At 64.2% G+C, this 23,974-nt stretch carries 21 protein-coding genes and 6 pseudogenes; 8 read left to right on the forward strand and 19 right to left on the reverse strand.

The window, feature by feature from the left end:
• Positions 1 to 41 precede the first annotated feature (41 nt).
• A protein-coding gene (locus tag V5F63_RS24735; protein WP_394102963.1) for an IS5 family transposase occupies positions 42 to 874 on the forward strand; the annotation gives its coding sequence in 2 pieces (ribosomal slippage) (positions 42 to 407 and positions 410 to 874; 831 coding nt in all).
• Between the two features lie 608 nt (positions 875 to 1,482).
• On the opposite strand, the gene V5F63_RS24740 is transcribed toward V5F63_RS24735, so the two are convergent.
• The 4 genes and pseudogenes from V5F63_RS24740 to V5F63_RS24755 all read right to left on the reverse strand — a co-directional run bounded on the left by V5F63_RS24740 (position 1,483) and on the right by V5F63_RS24755 (position 3,959).
• Positions 1,483 to 2,431, reverse strand: a protein-coding gene (locus tag V5F63_RS24740) for an IS630 family transposase (protein WP_394102964.1) whose coding sequence is annotated in 2 segments (ribosomal slippage) — positions 1,483 to 2,094 and positions 2,096 to 2,431 — 948 coding nt in all. Because the reading frame shifts where the segments join, the coding sequence is not laid out codon by codon here.
• A gap of 172 nt (positions 2,432 to 2,603) precedes the next feature.
• Positions 2,604 to 2,870 (reverse strand): annotated as a pseudogene (locus V5F63_RS24745) (transposase); the annotation flags it as partial.
• Positions 2,871 to 3,381: 511 nt separating this feature from the next.
• Positions 3,382 to 3,669: pseudogene (locus tag V5F63_RS24750) on the reverse strand (ABC transporter permease subunit); the annotation flags it as partial.
• Positions 3,669 to 3,959, reverse strand: coding sequence for a hypothetical protein (locus tag V5F63_RS24755; protein WP_394025562.1), 291 nt, complete (start codon positions 3,957 to 3,959; stop codon positions 3,669 to 3,671). The pseudogene V5F63_RS24750 and the gene V5F63_RS24755, both read right to left, overlap by 1 nt.
• 9 nt (positions 3,960 to 3,968) lie before the next feature.
• On the opposite strand from V5F63_RS24755, the pseudogene V5F63_RS24760 reads away from it, so the two are divergent.
• Together V5F63_RS24760 and V5F63_RS24765 are read left to right on the forward strand one after the other, a co-directional pair.
• Positions 3,969 to 4,103: pseudogene (locus tag V5F63_RS24760) on the forward strand (transposase); the annotation flags it as partial.
• A pseudogene (locus tag V5F63_RS24765) lies at positions 4,081 to 4,245 on the forward strand (transposase); the annotation flags it as partial. The pseudogenes V5F63_RS24760 and V5F63_RS24765, both read left to right, overlap by 23 nt.
• Before the next feature lie 76 nt (positions 4,246 to 4,321).
• Here the strand turns inward: V5F63_RS24765 and V5F63_RS24770 are convergent.
• The 3 genes from V5F63_RS24770 to V5F63_RS24780 all read right to left on the reverse strand — a co-directional run bounded on the left by V5F63_RS24770 (position 4,322) and on the right by V5F63_RS24780 (position 6,449).
• A complete protein-coding gene (locus V5F63_RS24770; RefSeq protein ID WP_394102965.1) occupies positions 4,322 to 5,050 on the reverse strand; it encodes a sll1863 family stress response protein in 729 nt (242 codons plus the stop codon).
• Positions 5,051 to 5,102: 52 nt separating this feature from the next.
• Positions 5,103 to 5,711, reverse strand: coding sequence for a hypothetical protein (locus V5F63_RS24775; protein WP_348848213.1), 609 nt, complete (start codon positions 5,709 to 5,711; stop codon positions 5,103 to 5,105).
• Positions 5,712 to 5,777: 66 nt separating this feature from the next.
• A complete protein-coding gene (locus V5F63_RS24780; protein WP_394025559.1) occupies positions 5,778 to 6,449 on the reverse strand; it encodes a CerR family C-terminal domain-containing protein in 672 nt (223 codons plus the stop codon).
• Between the two features lie 255 nt (positions 6,450 to 6,704).
• Here V5F63_RS24780 and V5F63_RS24785 point away from each other — a divergent pair, with 255 nt between their 5' ends.
• From V5F63_RS24785 to chrA, 5 genes and pseudogenes are all read left to right on the forward strand, one after another.
• Positions 6,705 to 7,781 carry an efflux RND transporter periplasmic adaptor subunit gene (locus tag V5F63_RS24785; protein ID WP_394102966.1) on the forward strand — a complete coding sequence of 359 codons (1,077 nt, stop codon included), beginning with the start codon at positions 6,705 to 6,707 and terminating at the stop codon, positions 7,779 to 7,781.
• A complete protein-coding gene (locus tag V5F63_RS24790; RefSeq protein WP_348842625.1) occupies positions 7,778 to 11,101 on the forward strand; it encodes an efflux RND transporter permease subunit in 3,324 nt (1,107 codons plus the stop codon). The genes V5F63_RS24785 and V5F63_RS24790 overlap by 4 nt, the downstream gene beginning before the upstream one ends.
• A gap of 67 nt (positions 11,102 to 11,168) precedes the next feature.
• Complete coding sequence (locus tag V5F63_RS24795) at positions 11,169 to 12,215, forward strand: AI-2E family transporter (RefSeq protein WP_394102989.1); 1,047 nt, start codon at positions 11,169 to 11,171, stop codon at positions 12,213 to 12,215.
• A 228-nt stretch (positions 12,216 to 12,443) separates the two neighbouring features.
• A pseudogene (locus tag V5F63_RS24800) lies at positions 12,444 to 12,770 on the forward strand (IS5 family transposase); the annotation flags it as partial.
• A 36-nt stretch (positions 12,771 to 12,806) separates the two neighbouring features.
• Positions 12,807 to 14,074, forward strand: a pseudogene (gene chrA / locus V5F63_RS24805) (chromate efflux transporter); the annotation flags it as partial.
• Between the two features lie 314 nt (positions 14,075 to 14,388).
• On the opposite strand, the gene virB11 reads toward chrA, so the two are convergent.
• The 12 genes from virB11 to V5F63_RS24865 are packed head-to-tail and all read right to left on the reverse strand — an operon-like array spanning position 14,389 to position 23,972.
• Positions 14,389 to 15,402 carry a P-type DNA transfer ATPase VirB11 gene (gene virB11, locus V5F63_RS24810; protein ID WP_394102967.1) on the reverse strand — a complete coding sequence of 338 codons (1,014 nt, stop codon included), beginning with the start codon at positions 15,400 to 15,402 and terminating at the stop codon, positions 14,389 to 14,391.
• A 14-nt stretch (positions 15,403 to 15,416) separates the two neighbouring features.
• The gene (gene virB10, locus V5F63_RS24815; protein ID WP_394102968.1) at positions 15,417 to 16,577 is read right to left on the reverse strand and encodes a type IV secretion system protein VirB10; all 1,161 of its coding nucleotides are present in this window, start codon (positions 16,575 to 16,577) and stop codon (positions 15,417 to 15,419) included.
• A 10-nt stretch (positions 16,578 to 16,587) separates the two neighbouring features.
• Entirely contained in the window at positions 16,588 to 17,448 is an 861-nt protein-coding gene (gene virB9, locus V5F63_RS24820) for a P-type conjugative transfer protein VirB9 (RefSeq protein ID WP_348848209.1), read from the reverse strand.
• On the reverse strand, positions 17,445 to 18,116 hold the full coding sequence (locus V5F63_RS24825; RefSeq protein ID WP_394102969.1) for a VirB8 family type IV secretion system protein: 672 nt from the start codon (positions 18,114 to 18,116) through the stop codon (positions 17,445 to 17,447). Before V5F63_RS24825 ends, virB9 begins: the two co-directional genes overlap by 4 nt.
• Complete coding sequence (locus tag V5F63_RS24830; RefSeq protein WP_394102970.1) at positions 18,116 to 18,397, reverse strand: hypothetical protein; 282 nt, start codon at positions 18,395 to 18,397, stop codon at positions 18,116 to 18,118. The genes V5F63_RS24825 and V5F63_RS24830 overlap by 1 nt, the downstream gene beginning before the upstream one ends.
• Positions 18,398 to 18,437: 40 nt before the next feature.
• The gene (locus V5F63_RS24835; protein WP_394102971.1) at positions 18,438 to 19,370 is read right to left on the reverse strand and encodes a TrbL/VirB6 family protein; all 933 of its coding nucleotides are present in this window, start codon (positions 19,368 to 19,370) and stop codon (positions 18,438 to 18,440) included.
• Positions 19,371 to 19,373: 3 nt separating this feature from the next.
• Positions 19,374 to 19,607 (reverse strand): EexN family lipoprotein, encoded by a 234-nt coding sequence (locus V5F63_RS24840; protein ID WP_394102972.1) that lies wholly within the window; start codon positions 19,605 to 19,607, stop codon positions 19,374 to 19,376.
• Positions 19,604 to 20,299 carry a P-type DNA transfer protein VirB5 gene (virB5, locus tag V5F63_RS24845; protein WP_394102973.1) on the reverse strand — a complete coding sequence of 232 codons (696 nt, stop codon included), beginning with the start codon at positions 20,297 to 20,299 and terminating at the stop codon, positions 19,604 to 19,606. The genes V5F63_RS24840 and virB5 overlap by 4 nt, the downstream gene beginning before the upstream one ends.
• Positions 20,299 to 22,665 carry a VirB4 family type IV secretion/conjugal transfer ATPase gene (locus V5F63_RS24850; RefSeq protein ID WP_445329498.1) on the reverse strand — a complete coding sequence of 789 codons (2,367 nt, stop codon included), beginning with the start codon at positions 22,663 to 22,665 and terminating at the stop codon, positions 20,299 to 20,301. The genes virB5 and V5F63_RS24850 overlap by 1 nt, the downstream gene beginning before the upstream one ends.
• Positions 22,658 to 22,996, reverse strand: coding sequence for a VirB3 family type IV secretion system protein (locus V5F63_RS24855; RefSeq protein WP_011993188.1), 339 nt, complete (start codon positions 22,994 to 22,996; stop codon positions 22,658 to 22,660). Before V5F63_RS24855 ends, V5F63_RS24850 begins: the two co-directional genes overlap by 8 nt.
• A 5-nt stretch (positions 22,997 to 23,001) precedes the next feature.
• A complete protein-coding gene (locus tag V5F63_RS24860) occupies positions 23,002 to 23,304 on the reverse strand; it encodes a TrbC/VirB2 family protein (RefSeq protein ID WP_011993189.1) in 303 nt (100 codons plus the stop codon).
• Between the two features lie 5 nt (positions 23,305 to 23,309).
• The gene (locus V5F63_RS24865) at positions 23,310 to 23,972 is read right to left on the reverse strand and encodes a lytic transglycosylase domain-containing protein (protein WP_394025551.1); all 663 of its coding nucleotides are present in this window, start codon (positions 23,970 to 23,972) and stop codon (positions 23,310 to 23,312) included.
• Positions 23,973 to 23,974 lie beyond the last annotated feature (2 nt).

Here is a 23,974-nt window from a genome sequence, read left to right on the forward strand (position 1 = left end):
CAGTTGTGATTCCCTCCTGATGTTGAATCGGGAGAGGCACCGTGTGGAAGCCGGAGCATCGTAAGAAGGCGGATCGTCGAGGGCTTCGCTATGACAGCGACCTGAGCGAGGCGGAATGGGCGCTGGTCGGGCCGTTGATCCGGCCGGGCAAGCGGGGCGGGCGGCCGAGGAGCGTCGATATCCGGGAGGTGCTGAACGCGATCTTCTACGTGCTCTGGACCGGGTGTCAGTGGAAGGCGCTGCCGAAGGACCTGCCGCCGAAAAGCACCGTCTGGGAATACCTTGACCTGTGGGAGTGGGACGGCACGCTGGCGCGGATCCACCACGCGCTCTACGTCGAGGTGCGCGAGCAGGCCGGCCGCGAGGCCAGCCCGACGACAGCTCTCATCGACAGCCAGACCGCGAAGGGCGCGCTCAAAGGGGGGCTTCGCTCGATCCGTCCGGCTACGATGCCGGAAAGAAAACGCTCGGCCGCAAGCGCCACGTCCTGACCGACACGCTGGGCCTGCTTCTGGCGGTCACCGTCCATCCGGCCGACGTCCAGGACCGCGATGGCGCCGAAGACCTGCTGCGGGAGGCGCGCCGGAGCTTCCCGTTCGTGGAGCGCGTCATCGGCGACGCCGGATACCAGGGACCGAAGATGGAAGCGGCCGTCGCCCGGACCGGGACCTGGACGTTGCAGATCGTGCGCCGCTGTGACCGCCACCGCTTCGTCGTCCTGCCCAAGCGCTGGATCGTGGAGCGGACGCTGGCCTGGATCAGCCGGTGCCGCCGCCTCGCCCGGGACTATGAATGCCATGCCCGCAAAGCTGCCACCTTCGTCCGCCTCGCCATGATCCGCCTCATGCTCAGGCGCCTGGCCACAAGCCAATGATTAGGAATCAAAACTTCCCGGATCGGCTCTGAGACCGGCAATTTCCACGGCTGTGCCTTCGAGCACGACTTTCATGGAATGACATCCCACCAAGTCATCCGCTTCAACGCGCATTAGAAATGCATTGCATGCAACACGAAGAAGCGCGCTTCCCACTTCAAAGTTAAGGTGCAAATCGGTTCCACTACGATTTATACTCGTACATAGCTCCATTAAGCTTCCGTAAATTCGATCGATAGACATATCTCCTTTTTGCACCAGTATACTTGGTTCAAATATAAATTTCCTCATATATGCCTCCTTCCACGCCCCTGTCGTTGAAATCGCATTTTGTGAATGCACTGCGCATTGAGTTAGCATATTTTCCGAATATACGAGCAAATATTGTGTAATTCAATCAAACATATCTTTCTCAATGTGTATTGAGATCGAATCATCCCGTCGAGAATAGATTACACACACTCGATTTCCAGAGGTAACGTTCAGAAGCTTGCTATCGCTGTTGCTCTTTTTGTCCATAGTCCAACCCATCGTAACCGCCGTTCTCAGGCCACGGCCTTGAGTGGCGCGGGGGCATAGGCCCAGGGCAGCAGGTCATCTAGAGCGTTTCATGTTTTGATTGAAGCGTATCCAGCATTTTTGAGGTAGTTTGCGCACTCGGTTGGGTCGATGGCCTGGACGAGTTCGCCGACATGGCGCCAGGTGTCTTCGATGGTTCGCTTCTGGGCCTTGCGCATCCAGTGCTTGATCTTGGCGAAGGCCTGCTCGATTGGATTGAGATCAGGCGAATAAGGCGGCAGGAACCAGAGCCTGGCGCCGGCCGCCCTGATTAGATGGCGCACCGCCTCGGATTTATGGCTGCCCAGATTGTCCATGATGACGATGTCGCCGGGCTTCAACGTGGGCACGAGCACCTGCTCGACATAGGCGCGAAAGCACGCACCGTTGATCGGGCCGTCGAAGACGCAAGGCGCGGTCAGGGCATCGGCGCGCAGGGCTCCAAGGAAGGTCAGGGTCTTCCAATGGCCGTGGGGCGCAAAGCCGCGCAGGCGCTTGCCGCTCTGTCCCCAACCATAGAGCGGGGCCATGTTGGTCTTGATCCAGGTCTCGTCGATGAAGACGAGCCTGCTCGGGTCGAGCTTGGGCTGATGTTTGCGCCAGCGCTGGCGGCGACGTGCGATATCGGCTCGGGCCTGCTCAAGGGCGAACATCGTTTTTTTTGAAGCGCAGCCCCTCTCGGCGCAGGAACCGCCAGATGGCGTCATGCGAGACCGAGATCCCGTGCGCCGCCAGTTCCCCCTTCAGGGCGTGCAGCGTCAGGCTCGGCGTCTGCTCGATCCGCTCCGCGATGAAGGCGCGGTGCGGCTCAAGTACCCGCTTGCGGTGGCCGCCCATCTGGCCCGGTGCCACCGAGCCCGTCGCTCGATGACGCTGCGACCACTTCACCACCGAGGAGACCGCAACCCCGAACCGCGCCGCAACCGCTCGGCTCGTCTCTCCGGAAAGAACCGCTGCAACAACCCGCTCCCGCAGGTCAGTCGATAGAGGTCGGACCATGCGATGCTGGCCTCCGCCCAGCCAGCATCTTGAATCACAACTTCCCGAAAACTGGAACCCCGTCGATTCAAGCAAACGCTGAAACGCTCTAGAGCATTTTCTCCTTACACCGGTTCATATCCGGCGGCCTCGAAGTAGTTCTGGCACTCGCCGGTCGTGAAGGCCGGAATAGCTTCGGCAAAACCTCGAAGCCCCCGGCGTGATCGGAGCGCTTGACGATCTGCAGGGTCCAGGAGCCGATCCTGGTCAAGCGTCCCTTCAGTTTCTCGCCGCCGTAGCCCCCATCGGCGAAGACGTGACGCAACCAGGGATAGCGATGGCGGATCGAGCTCAGGACCTCGACGGCCCTGTCTCGATCCTGGATATCGGCACCGTGGACGACGAGCCCGACCAGATGGCCAAGCGTGTCGGTGACGATGCGGCGCTTGCGGCCCTTGATCGCCGAGGGCATGTTTGACTTCGCGACCCCGGCGTGGGCACCGACCGAAGCCGATTCCCCCCGCGGCATCCGCTGGATTCCGCTCGATCCCAACAACAAGAAGGGCTGGGCCGCCCGTCACAAGGTGCTGCCCATCATGGGCCCCTTCGAGGAGGACATCGCCGCCGGCCTGAAGAAGGGTGAGAAAATCTCCATGGCCGCCTACCGCTACCCGGTGGTGGCGACCTTGAAGGACAAGTCCGCCGCCGACGTCTATGCCTTCATCAAGGCGCTCGACGAGACCTACGGCCTTTACAAGAAGACCACGGCCATCATGAGCCGGTGGTCGCTCCAGCAATCGGGTCATTCCCGGCTCGATCTCCCCTTCCACGAGGGCGCGGTGCGCAATCTGAAGGAAAAGGGCATCTGTACCGCCGAGGATAAGGCTTGGAACCAGGCCCGCATCAAACGTCTGGATGCGCTGGCGGCAGCAGAGCAGGGCCATGCCGCCGATGATCGAATAGACCAGCATCTGGATCGAGAGGTCGATCCCGAGCATCGAGCGCGGGTCCACGAAGGCGACGTAATTGGCGTAGAAGGCGCTGCAGAGCGCCGAGATGCCGGCGCTGAGCATGAAGCAGCGCAGCTTGTAGGCGCGCGCATCGACGCCGAGTGCTTCCGCCGCCTCCTCGTTGTCGCGCAGCGCCCGCCAGTAATAGCCGGTGCGGGAGGTCAGCAGGTACTGCCTGATCGCCAGCGCCGCGATCAGCACCGTGCCGATGATCAGCCCATAGGGCCATTTGTCGAAGAACTGCAGCATCAGCAGACCCCTCCGAGGAGGTCGGCAGGATGAGCCCCGTCCGAGCGGCCGAGCGCGGCGCTGGCCGAGACCGAGAAGAACGCCACCTCGTTGAAGGCGAGCGTCGCGATCGCGAAGAAATAGCCGCGCAGGCCGTAGCGGAAGCAGAGCATGCCCATAACGGCCGCCGCCGCCACCGCGATGGCGACGCCCATCGGCCAAGTCACCAGCGGCGGCCAGCCCTGCACCGAGGCACCCCAGGCGACGCTGTAGGCGCCGAGGCCGATGAAGAGCGCGTGGCCCAGCGACATCAGCCCCGTCATCTGCCGCCCTATAGTCCCGACTTCAACCCGATCGAGAATGCCTTCTCCAAGCTCAAGGCACTCCTGCGAGAGGCCGCCGCACGGACCGTTCCAGACCTCTGGCAGGCCATTGCCGCGACGATGGGTCGTTGAACGCACTTTCGCCTGGCTCGGGCGCTGCCGCAGGCTCACAAAGGATGTCGAGAGAACCATCGCTAGCGCCGAAGCTTGGATCATCGTCGCAAATCTTCGCCTCATGACAAGGCGCCTCGCAAGCTGTTGCTATCCTTTGTAGAGTGTCGAGTCTGGCACTTAGATCTTCTCCACCAAAATTGCGTCATACTCAATCATCGACGCCGAAACACACATTTTTACTTTGACGCGTCGTCGATCGCCTTTCGAATCGAACGATAGGTCTCGTAAAAGAGAGCCCTGGCATCGGCGTAGCTCTTCTGTACAGCCTTCCAGGCTGTACTCGAGGCTTCTTCGAGCCGCGCGAGCCTAGCCTGAGCATCATCGACCTGCGCCTTCAGCGCGGCAACGCGCGCCTTGATGGCCGCGCGTTGGTCGTCCGAGACCTTATCTGCCCGTGTGCGCAGATCCTCGATGGATTGCAGCCAGACTGTCCGCCGAGCCTCCAATTCCGCCTGGAGCACAGCCCGGCGCGTCGCGAGGTCCGCCTTGGCTGCGTCCAGATAGGAATCGCGTGCCGATTGGAATGCCGCCCAACTCGCATCGAGCCCGACCTGAGCCGCACTCACCTGCGCTTCGGTCCAAGATTTCGCATTGGCTATCGCCGCGTCGGCCTGCGCCCGATAGGCATCGCGCTGCTCACGCAGCGTCTTGATCGCGCCATCCGCCTTGGCGCGTGCCTCACCCGTGAGCGTTGCGGCGCTGCGCTCCAGCGCAGCGATGGTGGCGTCGGCCTCCGCGAGGCGGTCCTGGGTCCATTGAATGGCCTGGCGGGGGACGGAGGTCTGGCCGGCCCCCTGCGCCGGAGAGGGCGTCGCAGCACCCTGGGCGAACGCGCTGGGGCCGGCGATCGCCAGGGCGGGAACCAGGATCGCGAGCCCGAAAATGTTTGAGCGCATAGTCTTCATTTTCATCTCCACTGGGGCTTCAAGAGGCCGATGGACCCGAGCGCCACAAAGCTCAGAACAGCTTGGCGAATGCGCCCTTGATCTTTTCGATCGTGCGATCGTGGACCTCCTTGGCCTCAGCGAGGCCGGTCTTCACAGCCGCCCACGACTCGTCACCGGCGTCCTTCGCTTCTCCGATCTTCGCCTGGAACTTGTCTGCCTCGTCGGACAGGCGCCGGATTGCGGCATCAAGGTCCTGCCGGGCCTTTTCCACCGTCTCGGTGGCCTGGTCGCGGAACGCCTGGAGCGAGGCTTCCCACGACTGGCGCTGCGCATCGGCTCGAGCGACCACGAGCCGACGCACCGCGCCCGCTTCGCCCGCGGCGGCCGCGAGGAAGGACTGGAGGGAAGTTTCCACCTCAACCCATTCGTCGTCGAGGGCGTCCTGCAACTCCTTGGCGCCCTGCTTCACGTCGTCGGCCTCGGCGAGCAGCCGGTCGTACTGCCTGCCGATGGTGAGGCGGGACTCCTTGAGTTTGACGAGAGCCTGCTCGGCCTCGGCCCGGACCTTGCCCTCCAGTTCGGCCGAGGATTTTTCCACCTCGCCAATGATGGCATCGAGCTCGTCGAGGCGTTGCTTGACCCAGACGATGGTCTCGTGCGGGTAGGATTGGTCACTCATGACGTCTGTCCTTTCGGGTGCTGAAGCTAAGATGACGGGGCCTGAAAAGGCGGCCGCAGCCGGGGATCACCGTGGCTGCGACGCGCGGAGAAAATCGCTGCGGCACAGATCGCGGACCATGTCCTCCATCTGCCTGACATAGCCGGCCTGGATGCTCTCCCCGTCCATGCCGCGCAGCATGATGCCGCGCAGGAAGCGGAAGCCGATGATGGCGGTGACGATGGCGCTGATGCGCAGCCGCAAGGTCGCTTCACCGGGCTTTTGTCCGGAGATTACGCTTGCGGAGCGGATGAGGCGGTCGAGCAGCGGCGCTATGGCCTGATCGTGGATGAGGGCGAAGGCATCGTCGTTGTCGTAGGTGCAGCGCCCCAGGAACGACGTCCAGGAGTGCGGCTCGGCATCATCGAGAACGATGTGCAGCAGGTGGATGAGCGCCTTTTCGAAGCGGCTGGCCGGATCGGCGTCCGCAGGTTCATCCAGCAAGGCGGTGACTTCCGCGAAGCGACCCCGCGCATAGTCGGCGATCATCTGCGCCGCCGCGAGATACAGCTCTTTCTTGCTGCCGAAATGATACGGGATGGCCGACAGGTTCGCGTTCGCGGCCTTTGCCAGGGCGCGTGTGCTCGCCCCCTCATAACCCACGGCGCCGACGACCTCGATCGCCGCCTCGATGAGATGCTCACGGGTTTTTGCGCTCCGGGCGTCGTGACCACTCTGCGATGTGGTTTCTGTTGCCATTGCATTTTCCTCGTCCAACAATTAGTTCATTCGAATGAACTTATCAAGACGCCGAACGTGCGATCATGGCCGGCCCACTCCCGATCGAAAACACGGTTGGTGATTCAAAAGGATCAGTCATGTCACCCCTGAGCTTCGCCACGCCGTCCGTGTTTAGGGCGCAGTGCTCTGCCCTCTGGGACGTCCACCCCCAGGCTGAGCAGCATCGCGCCGACAGGAAAGTCGGCTCCTCCAGCAGGCCGGGGGACGAGTGACATGGCGCCGATGTCCCGTGCCGCCTGCCTCGCGGCCCTGTTCCTGTTCGTCTTGTCCGGGGCCGGCGTGGCCGCGGCGGAGCCCTCCTCCGAAAAGCCCACGGGCCTATCGGCCGTGCCAATCGAGGAAACCAATGTCCCGGTGATCTATAGCATTCCCGGCTCAGTCGTCTCCGACGGGCGCATCGCGATGTCCTCGCGGGTGGTGGGCTTCATCCAGCAGCTCGACGTGCGCGAGGGGCAGAAGGTGTCGCGCGGCGACCTCCTCGTGCGCATCGACCCCTCCGACATCGACGAGGCCATCCGGCAGACCGAGGCCGGCGTGCGGGCGAGCCGTGAGGATCTCGACGACGCCAAGCAGGACGTGGAAAAATATTCCAAGCTCGCCGTCACGGGCTCCGTCGCCGCTGAAACCTTGCGCAAGGCCAAGGTGCGCGTGGATGTCGCCCAGGCGGGCCTCGACAAGGCACAGTCCGCGCTCGCGGCCGCCAGGGCCCAGAAAGGCTATGCCGCCATCACCAGCCCCGTGGATGGCGTAGTAGTAGCCGTCACGCGGCGCGCCGGCGAGATGGCGACCGCCGGCACACCCTTGCTGACGGTGGAATCGCGCGAAGTTCTCCTGTTCAAGGCTTTCGTCGCGGAGAGCAAGCTCAGTGAGATCAACCCGAAGGCCACGGTCCAAGTGCGGATCGATACGCTGAAGGGCAAGGCTTTCCAAGGCCGCGTGCGCGGCATCGTACCGTCCGGAGACGACATCACGCGGCGCTACGAGATCAACGTGATCCTGCCCGCCGACCCGGCGCTGGTACCGGGCATGTTCGGGCGCGCGGACTTCGTCTTCGGCGCCCGCACGGCGCTGCTCGTGCCGCGCGCCGCCATCGTGCGTCGCGGCGGGCTCGACGGGGTGTTCGTGCTGGACGGCAACGCGGCGCGGTTCCGCTGGCTGCGCACCGGCAAGGAGATCGACGAGGCCGTGGAGGTCAATGCCGGGCTCGCGGCCGGCGAGACCGTTCTCGTCGGCGCCACCGACACACTGCGCGACGGCGCGACGGTCAACATGGTCGCGGGGACGAAATGAGCACGCCGCGTCTCAACATGGCCGGGCGCCTCGCCCAGACCTTCATCACCTCCAAGCTCACCATCGTCTTCATCATCGCGGTGGCGCTGATCGGCGTTGTGGCGGTGCTGAAGACCCCGCGGGAAGAGAACCCGCAGATCATCGTGCCGGCGGCCCTCATCACGGTGAGCCTGCCCGGCGCGTCGGCGTCCGAGGTGGAGCAGCTCGTCGTCAGGCCGCTCGAAGGCATCATGAGCGAGATGTCCGGCGTCGACCATGTGGAGAGCACGGCGCAGAACTCCCTCGCCATGGTCCAGGTGCAGTTCAAGGTGGGCCAGCCGAAGGAAGAGTCGCTGGTGAAGCTCTACGACCGGGTCCTGGCGAGCCGCGCCCGCCTGCCGGCAGACGCGAGCACGCCCTTCGTGCGCAGCATCGATGCGGACGACGTGCCCATCGTCACCGTGACCCTCTCCTCCCTGCGCTATGACGACTATGCCCTGAAGCGGCTCGCCGAACGCATGGCGGAGCACCTGCGCAGCACGGACAACGTCTCCGTCATCTCGGTGAAGGGCGGGCAGACGCGAGAGATCGCCATCGAGCTCGATCCCGACCGCCTTCAGGCCTTCGGCGTGACGCTGAGCCAGGCCTATCTGGCCTTCGGCGCCAGCAACCTCTCCGTGCCCCTTGCGCCCACCGTGCGCGGCGGAAAGGTGGAGGCCATCAAGCTTTCAGCCGACTTCACCTCCGCGGACGACGTGCTGAACCAGATCGTGGCCATCCATGATGGCCGCCCGGTCTATGTGCGCGACGTGGCGACGCTGACCGATGGTCCCCCGCCTGAACTCTCCACCTTGAGCCGCTTTTCCTTCGGCCCCGGCGACCCGCGCTTCGGTGGACCGGACGCGGCAGATCTACCGGCAGTGACCATCGCCGTGGCCAAGAAGAAGGGTGCCAATGCCGTCACAGTGGCCAACGCCGTCATCGACCGGGTGACACAGATGCAGGCGACGTTCGTGCCGAAGGACGTTCAGGCGGTGGTCACCCGCGACGACGGCGAGAAGGCCGATGCCGCCGTGAACCTTCTGCTCGAGCACCTCCTGATCGCCCTCGCCACGGTTGGGCTTGTCCTGATCTTCTTCCTGGGCTGGCGCGAGGCGTTGATTGTGATGGTGACGGTGCCGCTCATCCTGTCCATCACCCTTGCGGCCGACCTTCTCGGCGGCGTCACCATCAACCGCGTGACGCTGTTCGCCCTCATCCTCGCCCTCGGCCTCCTGGTGGACGCGGCCATCGTGGTCATCGAGAACATCCACCGCCACTACGGCGCAAAGCGCTCCCGCGCCAGCAAGGAGAAGATGACGGTCGAGGCCACCAACGAAATCGGCAACGCCACCAATCTCGCCACCTTCGCGGTGATGCTGGTGTTCGCTTCCCTGTTCTTCGTCACCGACATGCCGGGCGAATATTTCTATCCCATCGCCTACAACGTGCCCATCGCCATGGCCGCATCCGTCCTCGTGGCCTACATCGTCACGCCCTGGGCGGCCAACCGGTGGCTCCACCGCCATGAGGTGCAGGAGGAGGACGCCCACGCGGAAGCCGCGCATCACGGCGAGCCGGGGTGGATGGAGCGCCTCTATCTTCGCCTCATCGCGCCCCTCCAGCACCGGCGCGGCGTCCGCCGTATCTTCGCCGCGGCCGTGCTCGTCCTGATGATCGCCTCCATGATGCAGGGGGCTTGGCACTTCGTTCGCCCGTCCGGCGTCGCCGGCCCGGTCTCGGCGCTGGGCGTGCCCCTCGGCTTCCTGCCGAAGGACAACAAGAACACGTTCAACGTCGTCATCAAGACACCGGAGACGACGCCGATCGAGGTCACCGACCGCTTCGCGCGGGAGATCATGGCGCTGCTCGCGACGGAGCCGCAGGTCGCCAACACCCAGAGCTGGATCGGGCAGGCGGGCGTCGAGGATTTCAACGGCCTGTTCAAGGGCACGGCTGGCCGCGTCGGCAGCAACATCGCCGAGATCCGGGTGAACCTCACCGACAAGCACGACCGGTCGGAAAGCTCCATCGACATCGTGCGCGATTTGCGACCCAAGGTGGAGGCCCTCGCGAGGGCCTATCCCGGCACCCAGGTCTCCCTGGTCGAGGACCCACCCGGCCCGCCGCTGCGCTCGACCGTCCTCGCCGAGATTTACGGCCCGGATTCCGAGGGGCTGCGGGCGCTGTCGGCCGGGGTGCGCAAGGCCTTCACGGAAACCTACGACGTGGTCGATCTCATCGACACCGAGCCGGAGGACGTGCGGGAGCACCGCATCGTGCCGGACAAGGAGAAGGCCGCCCTTTCCAAGGTCTCCACGGCGCAGATCGCCGAGGCCCTCTCCCTCATCTACGGCGGCAAGGTGCTGAGCCGCGCCCATCTGCCGGACGAGAAGGACCCGGTGGATGTGCGCGCCTTCGTGCCCCGCCGCTTCGAGGTGGACCCGACGCGGCTCGACCGCGTCTTCGTCGACAATGCGGATGGGAGGCCAGTGCCGCTTTCCGAACTGGTGACAGTGATCCCCGCGGAGGCGGACCGCCCCATCCTCCATCGCGACAACGAAAAGGTGACCTTCGTCGGCGCGGAACTCTCCGCCTCGGTGCCGCTCTACGCCGTGCTGGACCTGCAGCGGCGCCTTTCCGGCATCACGGCGCCGGACGGGCAGCCGCTGCGCACCGGCAATCTCGGCTTCGTCCAGGACGTGCCCGACACCATCGGTGGCTACCAACTCCTGTGGGGCGGCGAGATGCGCATGACCCTCGACATCTACCGCGACATGGGCGTGGCCCTGGGCGGCGCCCTGCTCATGGTCTACTTCCTGCTCGTGGCCTATTATCGGTCGTTCCTCATTCCCATGATCGCCATGTCGTCAGTACCGCTCGGCATCATCGGGATCTTCCCGGGCCACTGGCTGGTGGGGGCGGATTTCTCGGCAACTTCCATGGTGGGCATCATCGCCCTGTCCGGCGTCGTGATCCGCAACTCGCTGCTGATCATCGACTTCATCCAGGACAATCTGAAGCACGGCATGCCTCTCGATGTGGCCGTGCGGCAGGCCGGAGCCGTGCGCCTGCGCCCGATCCTTCTCACCACGCTCGCCATCATCCTGGGCTCGGCGATCATGGTGACGGACCCGGTCTTCGGCGGGCTCGCCATCTCCCTGATTTTCGGAACGGTGGTATCCACGGCGCTCACCGTGTTCGTCGTTCCCATCCTCTATGATCTCGACGCTCGGCGGCGGATGCCCGGCACCGAAACCGAAACTCGAACAGACACACCGAAGGTCGAAGCCACACATTGACGGCTCGGACACGCCGGATCCGAATAGGCCAGACAGGATGTCTGCAACCATGGGGCCTGTACCGCTCATGTCGCGGACGAAGATCCAGGAGTTCGCCTTTCACGCCACCATCGTCCTCGTGACGGTGGCGTTCCTCTGGCTGCTGTCGCCCTATTATGGCGCGATCCTGTGGGCGGTCATCCTCGCGATCCTGTTCGATCCGCTCCAACGCGGGCTCGAGAACCGGCTCGGCAGCCGGCGCAACCTCGCGGCGGCACTCAGCGTCCTGGCCTGCATCTGCGTCGTCGTCATCCCCGGCACACTGATCCTCGCCGCCCTCGCCAACGAAGCCGCCAGCCTCTACACCCGCATCGGCACGCGCGAATTCGATCCGGGCACAATGCTCGCACAGCTCCAGGGGGTGCTGCCGTCCTTCGTTTGGAGGGCCCTTGCCGCGCTCGATCTCGGCGACATGGCTCAGCTCCAGACCCGGCTGACATCGTTCCTCCTCGAATTCAGCCAGACCCTCGCCAACAGGGCGATCATCATCGGGCAGAACACGGCCCAGTTCATCATCAGCCTCGGGGTGATGCTTTACCTGCTGTTCTTCCTGTTCCGCGATGGCGTGGCCCTTGCTGCCAGTATCCGCAAAGCCAGCCCTCTCGGCGCGCGCGAAACCGACCAGTTGCTCGAGAAGTTCACCTCGGTGGTGAAGGCCACAGTCAAGGGCAATGTCACCATCGCCGCAATCCAGGGCGCCATCGGCGGAGTCACTTTCTGGATGCTTGGGATCCAGGCCGCGCTCCTGTGGGGCGTCTTGATGGCCGTGCTCTCGCTCCTCCCCGCCGTGGGCGCCGGACTGGTCTGGGTACCGGCGGCAGCCTATCTGCTGCTGACCGGCGCCTATCTGAAGGGCGCCATCCTGCTCGCGATCGGCACGCTGGTGATCAGCACGGTGGACAACGTCCTGCGGCCAGCTTTGGTGGGGAAGGGCACCATGCTGCCGGACTACGCCGTGCTCATTTCCACGGTGGGCGGGCTCTCGTTGATCGGCATGAACGGATTTGTCCTCGGCCCGCTGATCGTCGCTCTGTTCGTTGCTGTCTGGTCACTTCTCAACCATGACGAACCGTAGGCTTGCGGTACAGCGCGGTTCGACGTTCACTGCCAGCCCACTTCGGGCCCCGGTTGAGGGCCATGCAGGACCCGCGTGCATGGCAGCCCCGAGACCGCGGCCAATTATCCAAACTCCGTGGCTATGGCCACTCCTGCGAGGCAAACGCGTCGCCCTGAACTGTATCTTTGGTTTTTTCTCAACGACCGCTCCCCTGGCCGATGGAATTACCGCCGGCGGATTTGGCCATTGACGGTATATGAAGTGTCGATCGAACCACCTCACTTCATCATTGAGCCGCTGTTGCCGAACAAGCCGCGCGGGGTGGCTCGGGCGGACGACCGGATGGTGCTGAACGGCATCTACTGGCGCCTTCGCACGGGCTCGCCGTGGGCCGACATCCCCGAACGCTACGGGCCTTCCACAACCTGCTACAACCGTTTCGTGCGATGGCGGAAGATCGGCGTCTGGGATCGCATCTTCGATGCGGTGTCGAAGGCCTACGACGGCGACATCCAGATGGTCGATTCCACCACCATCCGCGTCCACCAGCAGGGGGCGAACGGCAAAAAGGGGGGAGCTTCTCGGCGCTCGCCGCCGCTCGGAACGCCGCTGATGCACAAGGAACTGGTCGAGGAGCGGCGCTGGATCGGCGAGCAGCGGTTCCTGCACGCCCTCAACTACTGCATGCTCCTGCCCGGCCCGGAGGCCCAGCAGCTCGCCATCTATATCGGCTGGCTGATGCATCGAACGCCGGGCGGCCTCGTCGCTGGGATACTCTTTGTGCTTCCCGGCGCCTTCGTGATGCTGGGCTTGAGCATTCTCTACGCCCTCTATCGCAGCGTTCCCGTGATCGAGGTCGTGTTCTTCGGCGTGAAGGCGGCGGTGCTCGCCGTCGTGGTCGACGCCGTGCTCCGGATCGGCAGGCGGGCCCTGAAGAACCGGATAATGGTGGCCATCGCGGTGGCCGCCTTCCTCGGCATCTTCGTCTTCTCGATCCCGTTCCCCCTCATCATCCTCGCCGCAGGTCTTATCGGCTGGATTGGCAGCCGATTGGCACCAGGCTTGTTCGTGGCCGGAGGCCACGGATCCAAGGGCGGAGCCGCCGACGTCAAGGGCGTCATCGACCTCATGTTCGAGCGCGGGGAACTGGCCATGCCGACTCGTCCTTGGCCCGCGCATTCCGCGTCCTCATCATCTGGTTGCCGATCTGGCTCGCTCCCGTCTTCCTGCTGTGGGTCCTGACGGGACCCAGCGTCTGGACGCAGAACGGGAGCTTCTTCAGCGCCATGGCCGTCGTCACCTTCGGCGGGGCCTATGCCGTCCTTGCCTACGTGGCCCAGGCGGCGGTGCAGACCTTCGGTTGGCTCGCCCCCCGGGAAATGGTGGACGGCCTCGGCCTCGCGGAGACCACCCCCGGTCCCCTCATCATGGTGCTCCAGTTCGTGGGTTTCCTGGCCGCCGTCCGGACGCCGGGGTCGCTCGATCCGCGTCTCGCCGGATGCCTCGGCGCCCTCCTCACCACCTGGATGACGTTCGCGCCGTGCTTCCTCTGGACCTTCCTCGGGGCGCCCTATGTCGAGGCGCTGCGCAGCAACCGGGCCATATCGGCGGCTTTGTCCGCCATCACGGCGGCCGTAGTCGGCGTGATCATGAATCTCGCCCTCTGGTTCGCGCTCCACGTCGTGTTCCGCGAAGTCCGAACGGTTTGGTTTCTCGGCATCGGCGTGGACCTTCCTTTTCCCGACACCGTCGATTGGCGGGCGGCTGTTCTTTCCCTTGCGGCGATGGTCGCTATGCTCCGGTTTGAGATTGGAATGTTGCCAACCCTGGCAGGTTGTGCACTGGCAGGCGTGGCGCTTCGGCATCTGATAGGCTGACGCCTCACCTCACGATGGGGCTTAAAAGGCTTGATGGCACTGCTAAGCTTTGGGGTACTTGGCATAGGCGAGCCGGTCACACTGCTATTTAGGTATCCGTCGCACTGCTGCCAAAAAAAGCGGTATGCCTAGGATGGAAGTCAAATCTCAAACCGTGCAAAGATCGATGCTTTGCCATTTTAGAAGCCAAATTCTGGATGAATATCTTGGATTCGCCCATGGCGTATCTCGGATAGCGCGCGAAAGCATGCCGAAGTGACGAACATCTCTTCGATCAATGAAACAGTATTCGACCCTCCGATTAGCTCCTCGCGCTACATCTCTGGTCCGGTATGCCGATGCGGATCGAAATAGATCTCTGACACACGAAATCGCCCCCCTGCTCTCCTGCACTGAACGATGACGTCGATCGCGATCTTCAGCAGGTCGCGGATATCGCTCCGCTCGAGGTCGTGCCCACCATCAGATTCCTTCACGAGCAGCGTAAGCTGCTCGAACGCCAACCTGGCGGAATCGGCATGCACGGTGGTGATCGAGCCGGGATGTCCTGAATTCACGTTGCGGATGTAATAGAAGGCGGTGCCGTCGCGGAGCTCCTGCAGCAGGACGCGATCCGGACGCATGCGCAAGGATGCCTCCAAAAGCTCCTTCGCCCCGATCTTGGCCAGCCCCTGCCCGTCCTTCGAATAGAACAGCCGCACATGGTTATCCTGCGGGATCACGAGTTCGGGCGTGTCCTCGATGGTGATCAGCCGTTCGTCTTCGGGGATATGTTGGATCAGCGCCTTCGAGAGCGTGGTCTTGCCGGACCGCGTCGCGCCCGAAATGATAATATTCTTTCGAGCGAGCACCGCCTCCCGCAAGAACGGCATGTAGCTTCCGGCTTGGTATAGCTCGAGCAGCCTGGCGTCGGCTGCCGAGAGCTCGTCGGGGATCGGACTGACTTCCGAGAAGAGGCCGGCGGTTTCGAGATCGTCGAGCGTCAGCGCGACCGCGGAGGGATTGCGGAGCGTGATACTCACCGTGCCTTTAGGGGTGGCGGGTGGAATGACGATCTGGATGCGATGCTCATCGGGCAGGGTGGCGGAGAGCAGGGGATGGGACTCGTCGATCGACTGGTGCGAATAGCTCGCCACGGCCCGCGCGAGCCGCATCAGCTTCTCGAACGTGAGATCCGGCGTTGCGTGCGTGCGCCACCCGTCGGGACCCTCGGTGAGGACGGTGCCTGGGCGGTTGATCACGATCTCGTAGAGCGTCTCGTCGCTGAGGAATTGCGCGAGAGGGAAAAGCAGGTCGCGGACGACGCCGACATCTGCTCCTTCTGTCATCCCCCTCCCCTCGCCTATTTTGTGACGAGCGTCGAACGCCGGCTGAAGTCGCCGAGCACGCCGCGATCGTAGATCGTGTTGCGCGGCTCGGTGACGCGCAGGCCGTAGACGCCAGAGAAATCCAGGTCCCGGGCGACGAAGATCGACACCAACTCGCCCTGGTGTTTCTCCAGCGTCGGCGGGATGTTGATGGACTGCTCGACCGCGATGGCGGCCGCCTGCTGGCCGGCATTGGCGCTGTTCTGGACTTGGATGTCGCCCTGCTGGAGCTGGCCCTGGGCGTAGTTGGCGGCGTCGCCAACAATCGAAAGCAGCAGAGCGCTGCCGAAGCGCTCCCACCAATGGGTGTCGACATAGCCGTCCATGCCGGCCCGGCCCAAGGCGTCGGTGGCCGGTGATGCGAGGGTGATGATCACGCCTTTCGGTGTCTTGGCGCGATTCCACAGCACGAAGAGGCGGGCCTGCCCGCGGCGCAGGCCACCACGGTACTCGCCCACGACCTGCGTGCCCTTCTCCATCATGACGACACGGCCATTGTCCGAGAGCACGTCGCGATTGATGACACAGCTGGCGAAGCCGGGCTGATCCGAGGACAAGGCGGTCTCGAGGATGCACGGGATCGACGTGCCCATGGCGATGATGAAGTCCCGGTTGCCCAGGGTGCCCGCCCGGGACCCTTCGAGGCGGGTCGGCGTCATCATGCGGCCGAAGCGCTGGTCCTCGTTTTCGGCCGGCCCGTTGAAGCCGCCTCCAGCGCCATTCAGGGGTACATAGTTGGAGCTGACGTCAGGCGGAGCGCCGGCAGCTTGTTGCCGGTTCTGTGGGCCGCGCTGTGCCCCGTACGCCATCACCGGAGCGCGGCGGGCGGCGTCGAGCAACGGGTCGTCCGCCGGGGCGGCTTGCGGCGTGACGACCGGCGTCGGCAGCTTCACCTCCGGCATGGCCGCAGGCTGGCGGGCCGGCTCAAAATCCGTGGTCTGCCGGATGACGACACGCTCGGGCTTCTCAGCGTCCGTCCGCGGTCCTCGATCTCGCATCGACCACAGGGCAAAGCCGACGAATGCGATGACGGCCAGCACCACCGCTCCGCGTTTCAGGAGCGGGTTGTCTTGCCGCCGTCCAGTGACGGACTGACCACGCTCTCCCGGCACGCCGCTTTCGATATCGTCCGCCATCGCCCGCCCCCTATTGCGCCTTCGGCGCCGATTGTGGTTTCACGATCCGCTCGACCGAGGGAGACGTCGTGTTGGTGCCCGGGTTGATCCCAACCCGGTCATAGGCTTCGTTGAAGATGCAGAGCACATCGCCGCCACGTCGCAGGATGAACTTGCGGCTGATGGCCTGGACGAGCACCAAGTCGCCCTCGACCGATTTCGGGACCAGGCTCTCCGTGCCGTCGGAATTCTCCATGTAGATCGCCGGCATCTCCTGGTTGCCGGTGAAAGCGAAGGTGGTCAGCTTGCCATTGTCGTAGACCGCCTCCGGCTCGAGCGCGGCCGAGCCCTGCGCCGAGTAGCGCCAGTTGCGGGGGCCATATTGCTCATGGAAGGTGAGCACCTTGTCGGCATAGCCGGCCTGGGCGGCCTGAGCCCTTGCCGCTGCCTCCTGGCGCCGGCGCCCGGCCTCGTCGGCGGGATATCGATACTTCACATAGAAGTAGGTGGGCTGTCCCGAGGCCACCGAGCCGTCGCGCACCGTGAGCTCCATCTGATAGCTGCGGGTCGCTCCATTGCGCCGTGTCGTCACCACAGAGATGTTCGTCACCGGCTGGTTCTCGCGCGGCTTTAGGAACAGGATGTTTCCGGCGGGTGCCACCTCCCAGGCCACTGTGTTGCCGAGCGCCACATGAGCGATCTCCTCGTCTTCGGCGAACTCGACCTGGACCGAGGAGCGCAGCGAGCCCACGATCTTGGTGATGTTGTAGGGCTCGTAGTCGACGAAGCGGACCCGGTTGTCCTGGGGTGCGCTGCTGGGCGTCTCCAGGGCATTGGCAGGGGTGACGAGGCAGGCCCAAGCCACCACGAAGATGAGAGCAGCGCGCTTCAATTGATGGCCTCCGGGTCGGCCCGGTACTCGCTCACGACAAAGCCGAGCGGATTGACCAACCGGTCCGTCGCGGACATGGGCGCGTTGACATAGGCGAAGGTCAACGTTGCCACCCAATGGGTGGTGCGGACATCCTCTCCGCGCGTGACGGTGCGGATGTAGCGGACCGACACCACGTGAGGGTTGATCAGCGAGATCGAGACGATGTTGATCCGGGCAGTGGCGCTGCGGACATAGATGTTCTGGGGAGATTCCGGATTGCTGCCGCGATAGAGCGCGGCGAACCGTTGCTGCTCGGCCTGGGTGGAAAGAAGGGCGACGGTCCGGAAGTTCTCTTCCGCCTCGCTCCAGACATAGGCCTCCCGCGCCCGGACGTATCGCGCCGCGAAATACTTGGTGACGGCCTCGTCGTAGGTTCCGGCGGTCGCGGTCAGGGCCGAGACCACATCGACGATGCCTGTGGAATTGTCGACCCTGACGACAAAGGGCTGCACCGTCTTCAGCGGCGTCAGACCCGCAACCGCGAAGACCGCGGCCGCCGCCAGGATGCCGGCGCAGATCGCCACGAACCAGGCGACCCGGGTCGAGCGCTCCGCCCGGATCATCCGGTCCTGATCGAACCGGCGGGCTTTCTCGAAATAACTTTTAAGGCTTTCGTTCGTCACCATCACCCCTGCCCCGCGCAAGATCGGTAGGAACCGGCGCTGTCGAGATGCGCGAACGGGCCAGTTGGCGATGCCGGCGCCTCATCGGCAAATGCCGTTGCGCGGTTCGGCGCCAGGGGCGCAGCGTCCGACTGCGCCTTCACGTTACTGCTCCCCTCCCACTGCCACATGGCGCGGTTAAGCGGCCGGCGCGCGTAGCCGTCGCATTTGGGCAAGGGATAAGACCAAGAGGCGCAGCCGCTGAGGGCCGACGCCATGCAGAGCAATACGAACATACGCAACATGCACCCACCCGGCTGTGAAAATGATTCTCAGGAAACGGCGTCACCCAGCCCCGCCCGATCCGAAGTTACGTCCCGCCGCGCGGACACCCCGGCCGACGGCGCGGGCCGCATACCGGGTGCTCCGGGCGATCGTGCCTTCATGCGCGTCGCGCGCGGCGCCGTAGCCGTAGGTCAGTGATGCTCCGCCTGCGGCAAGCGCGGACGCGATGCTGGGGAGCTGGTAGAAGACGTAGAGAGCGGAAAGCGCGATGGCGCCGAGCGCGATCGGACGCATCAGCACGTCCGCATAGGATTCCATGGTGGCGAACGTGGCGTCGAGGCAGGTCACCAGGAGCGATCCCACCGCGACGACGAGCACCTGCAGGATGACGAAGTTTGCCATCTGGCCGATCCACGCCTCGGTGAACCGCCGCGTCGACTGGAACATGGCCAACGCGACGAAGATCGGACCTATGGCGAGGACGATGGCGAGCGCGACGCGGGCATAGAGCGACACCACATAGCCAATCGCCGCGACGATGAAGGTCATGACGATGACCACGAGCCCTGCCGCGCCGGTTAGGATGTCGACCGGCCAGGACCCTTTCGCCCAGATGTCGTTGGCGGATTTTTGCCCCTTGTCGAGGAGGGAATCGAAAGCGGAGGCGCTCGGCGCCGAGCCGGTGTTGAGGGCGCCGGAGATCTCAGTGGGCAAATCCTCGAAGAACACCTTCGAGACATAGGTCTGATAATTCGAGGCGTTCTGCACCAGCATCAGGATGATGGCGAGCTTCATCGCCCGGAATGCGAATTCCATGATCGGCTCGGGAATCGAGCCGCGCAGGACGAGGAAGCCGTAGAGGATGACATAAAGCGTCAGCGCGATGGTCAGCGGCCCCGTCACCCAGGAGCTGATCCCCGATGTCCCCGAGCTGATGAAGTCCTCGAGCGGCGTCTTGAACTGGTTATCGAGGAACGAGAAGACTTGATACATGCCCTACCCTCCCAGCGCCTTGTTCATGCGCTGAAGGCGGGCCTTGCCATCCGCTTCGGTCGCATTCTCGCAGTTGGGGGTTGCGGCGAGCTGCCCCGGATTCTCGCGGCACTTCGCCAGCTGCTCGGCACGCAAGGCATCATCGGCGAGATAGTCGCTGACGGTGTAAGCCCCCTCCCCCGGCTCGAAGCAAGCGGCAAGAGGAAGCATCAGGAGGAACGCCGCGATCCGCTTCATGGCAGCGCCGCGTTCATCGTGTCGACGCGCCTGCGCCAGTCCTCGGCCTTGCGCTGGTCGTCCACCTGGGCCTGGGCCTGCTGCACCATGCGCAGGCCTTGCATCCGCACCACATCGATCTGTAGGAACGCCGCTTCGGCTTGGAGACGCGCCTGCAGGTCCGCCACGTCTTTCGAGGTGCCGGCCGATGCGATCTGCTGCCGGAGCTGGTCGATGCCGTCGATCCGCTTGGTGGCGGCATCATAGATCTGCTGGCCAAGGCTCATCTGGCCGGCGTTCTTCTTCTGGATCCGAGACAGCTCCTGCGCGTAGAAATCGTTGGCGCTGGTCTGGTAGGTGGAATTGTCCTGCAGGAACTTGGACGCGGACTCGCCGAAGGCGCCTGAACCGGAGCCCTGGAGCAGGCCTTCGATCGCATTGAAGTCCTGGGGCAGCGCCTTGCGGATCGCGGGATCGTTGAGCACGCTCGCGACGTCGGCCATGTTTGTCAGCTTGTTCAGCGAACCGTAAAGCTGCTGTGCCTGCTGAAGCTGCTGGTTCAGGGTGTCGAGCTGCGACTTGAGCTGCGCGATGCTCTCCAGCTGCTTGGCGAGGGCTGCTTGGTCGATCACCGGAATGCCTTGGGCGTTGGCCGCTCCCACGAAGATGCAGAGCGCGGCTGCGGCCGCCAACAGCATGGTTCGCTTTGCCATCAGCCGGGACTCCTTCTTTGTTGGAATAGGGGGAGCCAGTCCTCCTGACCGCTGCCGACCTCCGCACGGATCGCGTCGGCCAGCTCGACATTGGCGGTGCGGCCGGAGAGGACGGCGAGCTCGTCGTCGAAGCCAGCGAGGTTCAGCTCGGCGACGACGCTGTTGTGCCCCTGCTTGACAATGAAGCGGCGGCTTTCAGGGGACAGCTCGCGCGCGATGAGCTGATATTCCCGCTCGGTGAGCTTGAAGCCGTCCACGTAATCGGCGTGGCTGCCACGCGGGTTCGGCATGAAGATCTGGGTCGGGCACTGCTCGATGATGGTGTGGGCGATCGGCGAGGCGATCGCATCGCGTGGGCTCTGCGTCGCGAAGAGCATGAGGCCGCCCTGCTTCCGGATGGTCTTGAGCTTGTTCTGGGCGAGGTCGCGAAATCCCTCGTCCAGCAGCGCCTTCCAGAACTCGTCGATAACGATGATGATGCGGCGGCCGTCGATCAGCTGCTCCACCCGGTGGAACAGGTAGGCCATGAGCGGCGTGCGGATCTCCTCATTGTCGAGGAAATCCGTCATGTCGTAGCCGAGGAACTTGGCGCCGATGCCAATGTCGTCGGTCTCGTTGTCGAAGACCCAGCCGAGGGGCCCTCCCCTCTCCCAACGCCGCAGCCGGGCGGCAATGCCCTCCGGGTCGGTGTTGTTGAGGAAGGTGCGCAACGCGCCGATGGTGCGCCGCTGGACCGGGAGGTCCGCGAGGCCGTCGACGGCGCCGGCGATGTCGCGCAGGTCACTCACGGAAAGCTCGCGCGACTTTGAGCCGACGAGCTTGGCGATCCATTGCGCCAGGAACACCTTGTTCTCCGGTGTGAGCTCAAGCCCCTTCAGCGGCGCGCAGCCGGTTGGCATCCCATTCTTCAGAGGCAGATACGTGCCGCCCGCCGCCCGCACGAAGAGATCGGCGCCACGGTCCTTGTCGAAGAACACCATGTGGGGATCGTGCTTCTCGAGCTGCGAGAGCATGAAGTTCAGGATAACGGTCTTGCCGGATCCAGAGGGGCCGCACACGAAGGTGTTGCCGAGATCGCCATGGTGGAAGTTGAAATAGAACGGCGAGCCGGAGGCCGTCTTGAGCATCGCGACGGCCGGCCCCCATTCATTGCCGTCCTTCCGGCCGACCGGATATGAGTGAAATGGCGACAGCGCGGCAAAGTTGCGCGAGGTGATCGCACCAGAGCGGGCCCGGTAGCGGAAATTGCCAGGCAGCTGCGCCCACCAGGCGGCTTCGAGGCCAAGGTCCTCGCGTGCCACGACGGCACCGCCGTTGGTCAGATGAGAGCGTGCCTTCGCCAGATTGTCGGTGAGGTCCTTCACCGATGGGGCGAAGACCGACAGCGTCAGGTGATGCTCGCCCAGCACGAAGCGATTGGATTCCAGTTCGTCCAGGGCGCCATCGAGCTCATCGACCTGCGAATTCGCCTTGTCGCCGGCGCTCACCATCTGGTTCTGCTTGCGTCCCAGGATGGTCCGGGCATCGGCCTTTGAGGCGAACGCGAAGGACTGCGTCAGGATGAGCTCGAACGGCGTGGTGAGGACGCCAGCGAGCATGCCGGGCCTGGTCCGGGCGGGATATTCCTTGAAGCTGAAGATCCCTGCATACCGGGTCTCAGCCTCATGGCGGATCTCCACCGTCTCGCGACCGATGATGACGCGGTCGGAATAGATCGCTGACGAAACCCGCCCCTCCGTGAGGGGCACTCGTTCCCGCCGGCCGCCGATGATCTGGTGCAGGACCTCACTCGGCTCGGAAAACAGAAGACCATCGTGTTCGTAGAGGGAAAGAACACGTGGCTGGAACCGCTTGAGGCCGGCCGTCACGTCGGTGACCTTGTCGCGCAACTGCTTGAGCGCCTCCTCGTCGAGCTCTACGCTCCCGCGGCGCGCCCGGCGAAGGCGGCCCAGGAGCTTCGAGATCTTCTCAGCGGGATCGCGGGTCGGATACCACAGCAGGGTCAGATAGAGGTCGTTGCGGAAGAGATCCTCCTCTACCATGCGGGCGCGATATTTCGCGTTCAGGGCAGCGGAGAAGGGATTGGCAAACGCTCCCTCGGGATAGTCGTTGTCGCGACGACGGAGGATGTGGGTCCAAAGCGCGAGGCGTTCGTCCGCGAGGTTGCGGTAGAGCGTGTTGAGGTCGCGATGAAGGCCGTTGAGTTCGAGCGGATCGGCCGTCTCGAACGATATGCCGTCGAGGGCAATCATGACCATCAGCGCCCGGGAATCGAGCGCGATCGTCGTCTCGTCCACGTGACGGACATACGGGATGAAGGTCTCGGGCTCGAGCTCGCGGGTTTTGAGAATGACGACGTTAGGCAAGGCCAAGGTCTCTTTCGTCGTAGCGCCTCACGAGCTTGAGGGGGGTCAGCGTGGTGCCGCCCCAGAAGGCCCCGTTGCGCGACCGGCCGCGAGTTTCGATCCACGCCATCAAGACGCGAAACATGTTGTGGTCATGCTTCACCAGCGTCTTGAAGACGAGATGGAAGACGAAGCCGACAAGGGCGTAGGCGATCGAGCCCGCAAGGATATAGAGGATCGTCGTCAGGATGACGTTGATGCCCATGGCCTCCATCGTCACGCCGGCGACCATGGCCGGCCGCGTGCAGGCCAGGAACAGCGTGTCCTCCTCAAGCGCCACGCTCTTCGCCATGGCCGTCACCCGCCGGAGATCGTCGTGACGAGCTGGGCGGCGCCGAAGATGATGCCGATGCCCAGCACCACATAGGCGGCCTTGCGCAGGTCGAGATAACCGAACATCCAGGCGATACCGACGACGATCACGGCGATCGTCGCGAGGAGCTTGGCGACGTTGCCCGTGAGCAGGGTGACGATGTTCTGAAGGACTGTCTCGATGCCGCCGGACGCCTGGGCGAATGCCGGCTCGGCCATCCCGATCGCGAAGACGCCAGCCATCAGTATGATGGCTAGGGCTGGACGCACGCGCACTTTTTCACTCATTCGGCTCACTCCGATTGTTCGTTCTGGAAGACGAGAACGGAGGACGTCCGCCCTGTCGCAAAAACATCCCAGGGCGCTGGCTTGGCATCGCGACGGGGGCCGGGCGACGCGGCAGCCGGCGGTGCCGATGCGGGTCCCTCCCCCACGCGATCTTTCGAGGCGGACGTGTTGGCTGGGTTGATCGCCAGCGAAACCAGCGTGGGCGCGAGGCGCGTTGCCTCGTCACGCACCTGCTTGTCGTAGCCGACCATCTCGCCAACCGAGGCGTCGCCGCGACCGTAATAGGCTTGCAGCATCATGGTGGCTGCATGCCCGGGGCTGACACCTCTGCCCATCGCCACACGGTAATAGCGGTCGAGCAGTCGGGCGGTCGCCTTGAGGTTCAGGCAGGGGTCGAATGCGTCGGCGACCGTGAGTTCGAGACGGCCAAGATCGTCGGCATTGATGCCGCCAAGACCGAGATCGACATCCTGGCGTTGCGCGATAAACGTGGTGGCCAGCTCGATGGCCTCTGCCTTGGTGTTCGGCGGGTCGCGCAGGGGCGTGCCGCTGTTGATGCGGATGGCGAATGGCGCGAAACCGCTTTCGAGGCTCACGACCGCCGAGAGGGTCTCGACCTGAACGGTCGGCGCGCAGGTCTGCGCGAGATCGGCGAAGGCAACGGGCATGA

Origin of the sequence: Xanthobacter wiegelii (assembly GCF_043193855.2) — a bacterium.
Taxonomy (GTDB): Bacteria; Pseudomonadota; Alphaproteobacteria; order Rhizobiales; family Xanthobacteraceae; genus Xanthobacter; species Xanthobacter flavus_A.

Excerpts from the sequence above, each read along its gene's own strand:
- V5F63_RS24755 (WP_394025562.1), bottom strand. The coding sequence starts at position 3,959 with ATGTCGCTGGGCCACGCGCTCTTCATCGGCCTCGGCGCCTACAGCGTC.
- V5F63_RS24770 (WP_394102965.1), bottom strand. The coding sequence starts at position 5,050 with ATGAAGACTATGCGCTCAAACATTTTCGGGCTCGCGATCCTGGTTCCC.
- V5F63_RS24775 (WP_348848213.1), bottom strand. The coding sequence starts at position 5,711 with ATGAGTGACCAATCCTACCCGCACGAGACCATCGTCTGGGTCAAGCAA.
- V5F63_RS24780 (WP_394025559.1), bottom strand. The coding sequence starts at position 6,449 with ATGGCAACAGAAACCACATCGCAGAGTGGTCACGACGCCCGGAGCGCA.
- V5F63_RS24785 (WP_394102966.1), top strand. The coding sequence starts at position 6,705 with ATGGCGCCGATGTCCCGTGCCGCCTGCCTCGCGGCCCTGTTCCTGTTC.
- V5F63_RS24790 (WP_348842625.1), top strand. The coding sequence starts at position 7,778 with ATGAGCACGCCGCGTCTCAACATGGCCGGGCGCCTCGCCCAGACCTTC.
- V5F63_RS24795 (WP_394102989.1), top strand. The coding sequence starts at position 11,169 with ATGTCGCGGACGAAGATCCAGGAGTTCGCCTTTCACGCCACCATCGTC.
- virB11 (WP_394102967.1), bottom strand. The coding sequence starts at position 15,402 with ATGACAGAAGGAGCAGATGTCGGCGTCGTCCGCGACCTGCTTTTCCCT.
- virB10 (WP_394102968.1), bottom strand. The coding sequence starts at position 16,577 with ATGGCGGACGATATCGAAAGCGGCGTGCCGGGAGAGCGTGGTCAGTCC.
- V5F63_RS24825 (WP_394102969.1), bottom strand. The coding sequence starts at position 18,116 with ATGGTGACGAACGAAAGCCTTAAAAGTTATTTCGAGAAAGCCCGCCGG.
- V5F63_RS24830 (WP_394102970.1), bottom strand. The coding sequence starts at position 18,397 with ATGTTGCGTATGTTCGTATTGCTCTGCATGGCGTCGGCCCTCAGCGGC.
- V5F63_RS24835 (WP_394102971.1), bottom strand. The coding sequence starts at position 19,370 with ATGTATCAAGTCTTCTCGTTCCTCGATAACCAGTTCAAGACGCCGCTC.
- V5F63_RS24840 (WP_394102972.1), bottom strand. The coding sequence starts at position 19,607 with ATGAAGCGGATCGCGGCGTTCCTCCTGATGCTTCCTCTTGCCGCTTGC.
- virB5 (WP_394102973.1), bottom strand. The coding sequence starts at position 20,299 with ATGGCAAAGCGAACCATGCTGTTGGCGGCCGCAGCCGCGCTCTGCATC.
- V5F63_RS24855 (WP_011993188.1), bottom strand. The coding sequence starts at position 22,996 with ATGGCGAAGAGCGTGGCGCTTGAGGAGGACACGCTGTTCCTGGCCTGC.
- V5F63_RS24860 (WP_011993189.1), bottom strand. The coding sequence starts at position 23,304 with ATGAGTGAAAAAGTGCGCGTGCGTCCAGCCCTAGCCATCATACTGATG.
- V5F63_RS24865 (WP_394025551.1), bottom strand. The coding sequence starts at position 23,972 with ATGCCCGTTGCCTTCGCCGATCTCGCGCAGACCTGCGCGCCGACCGTT.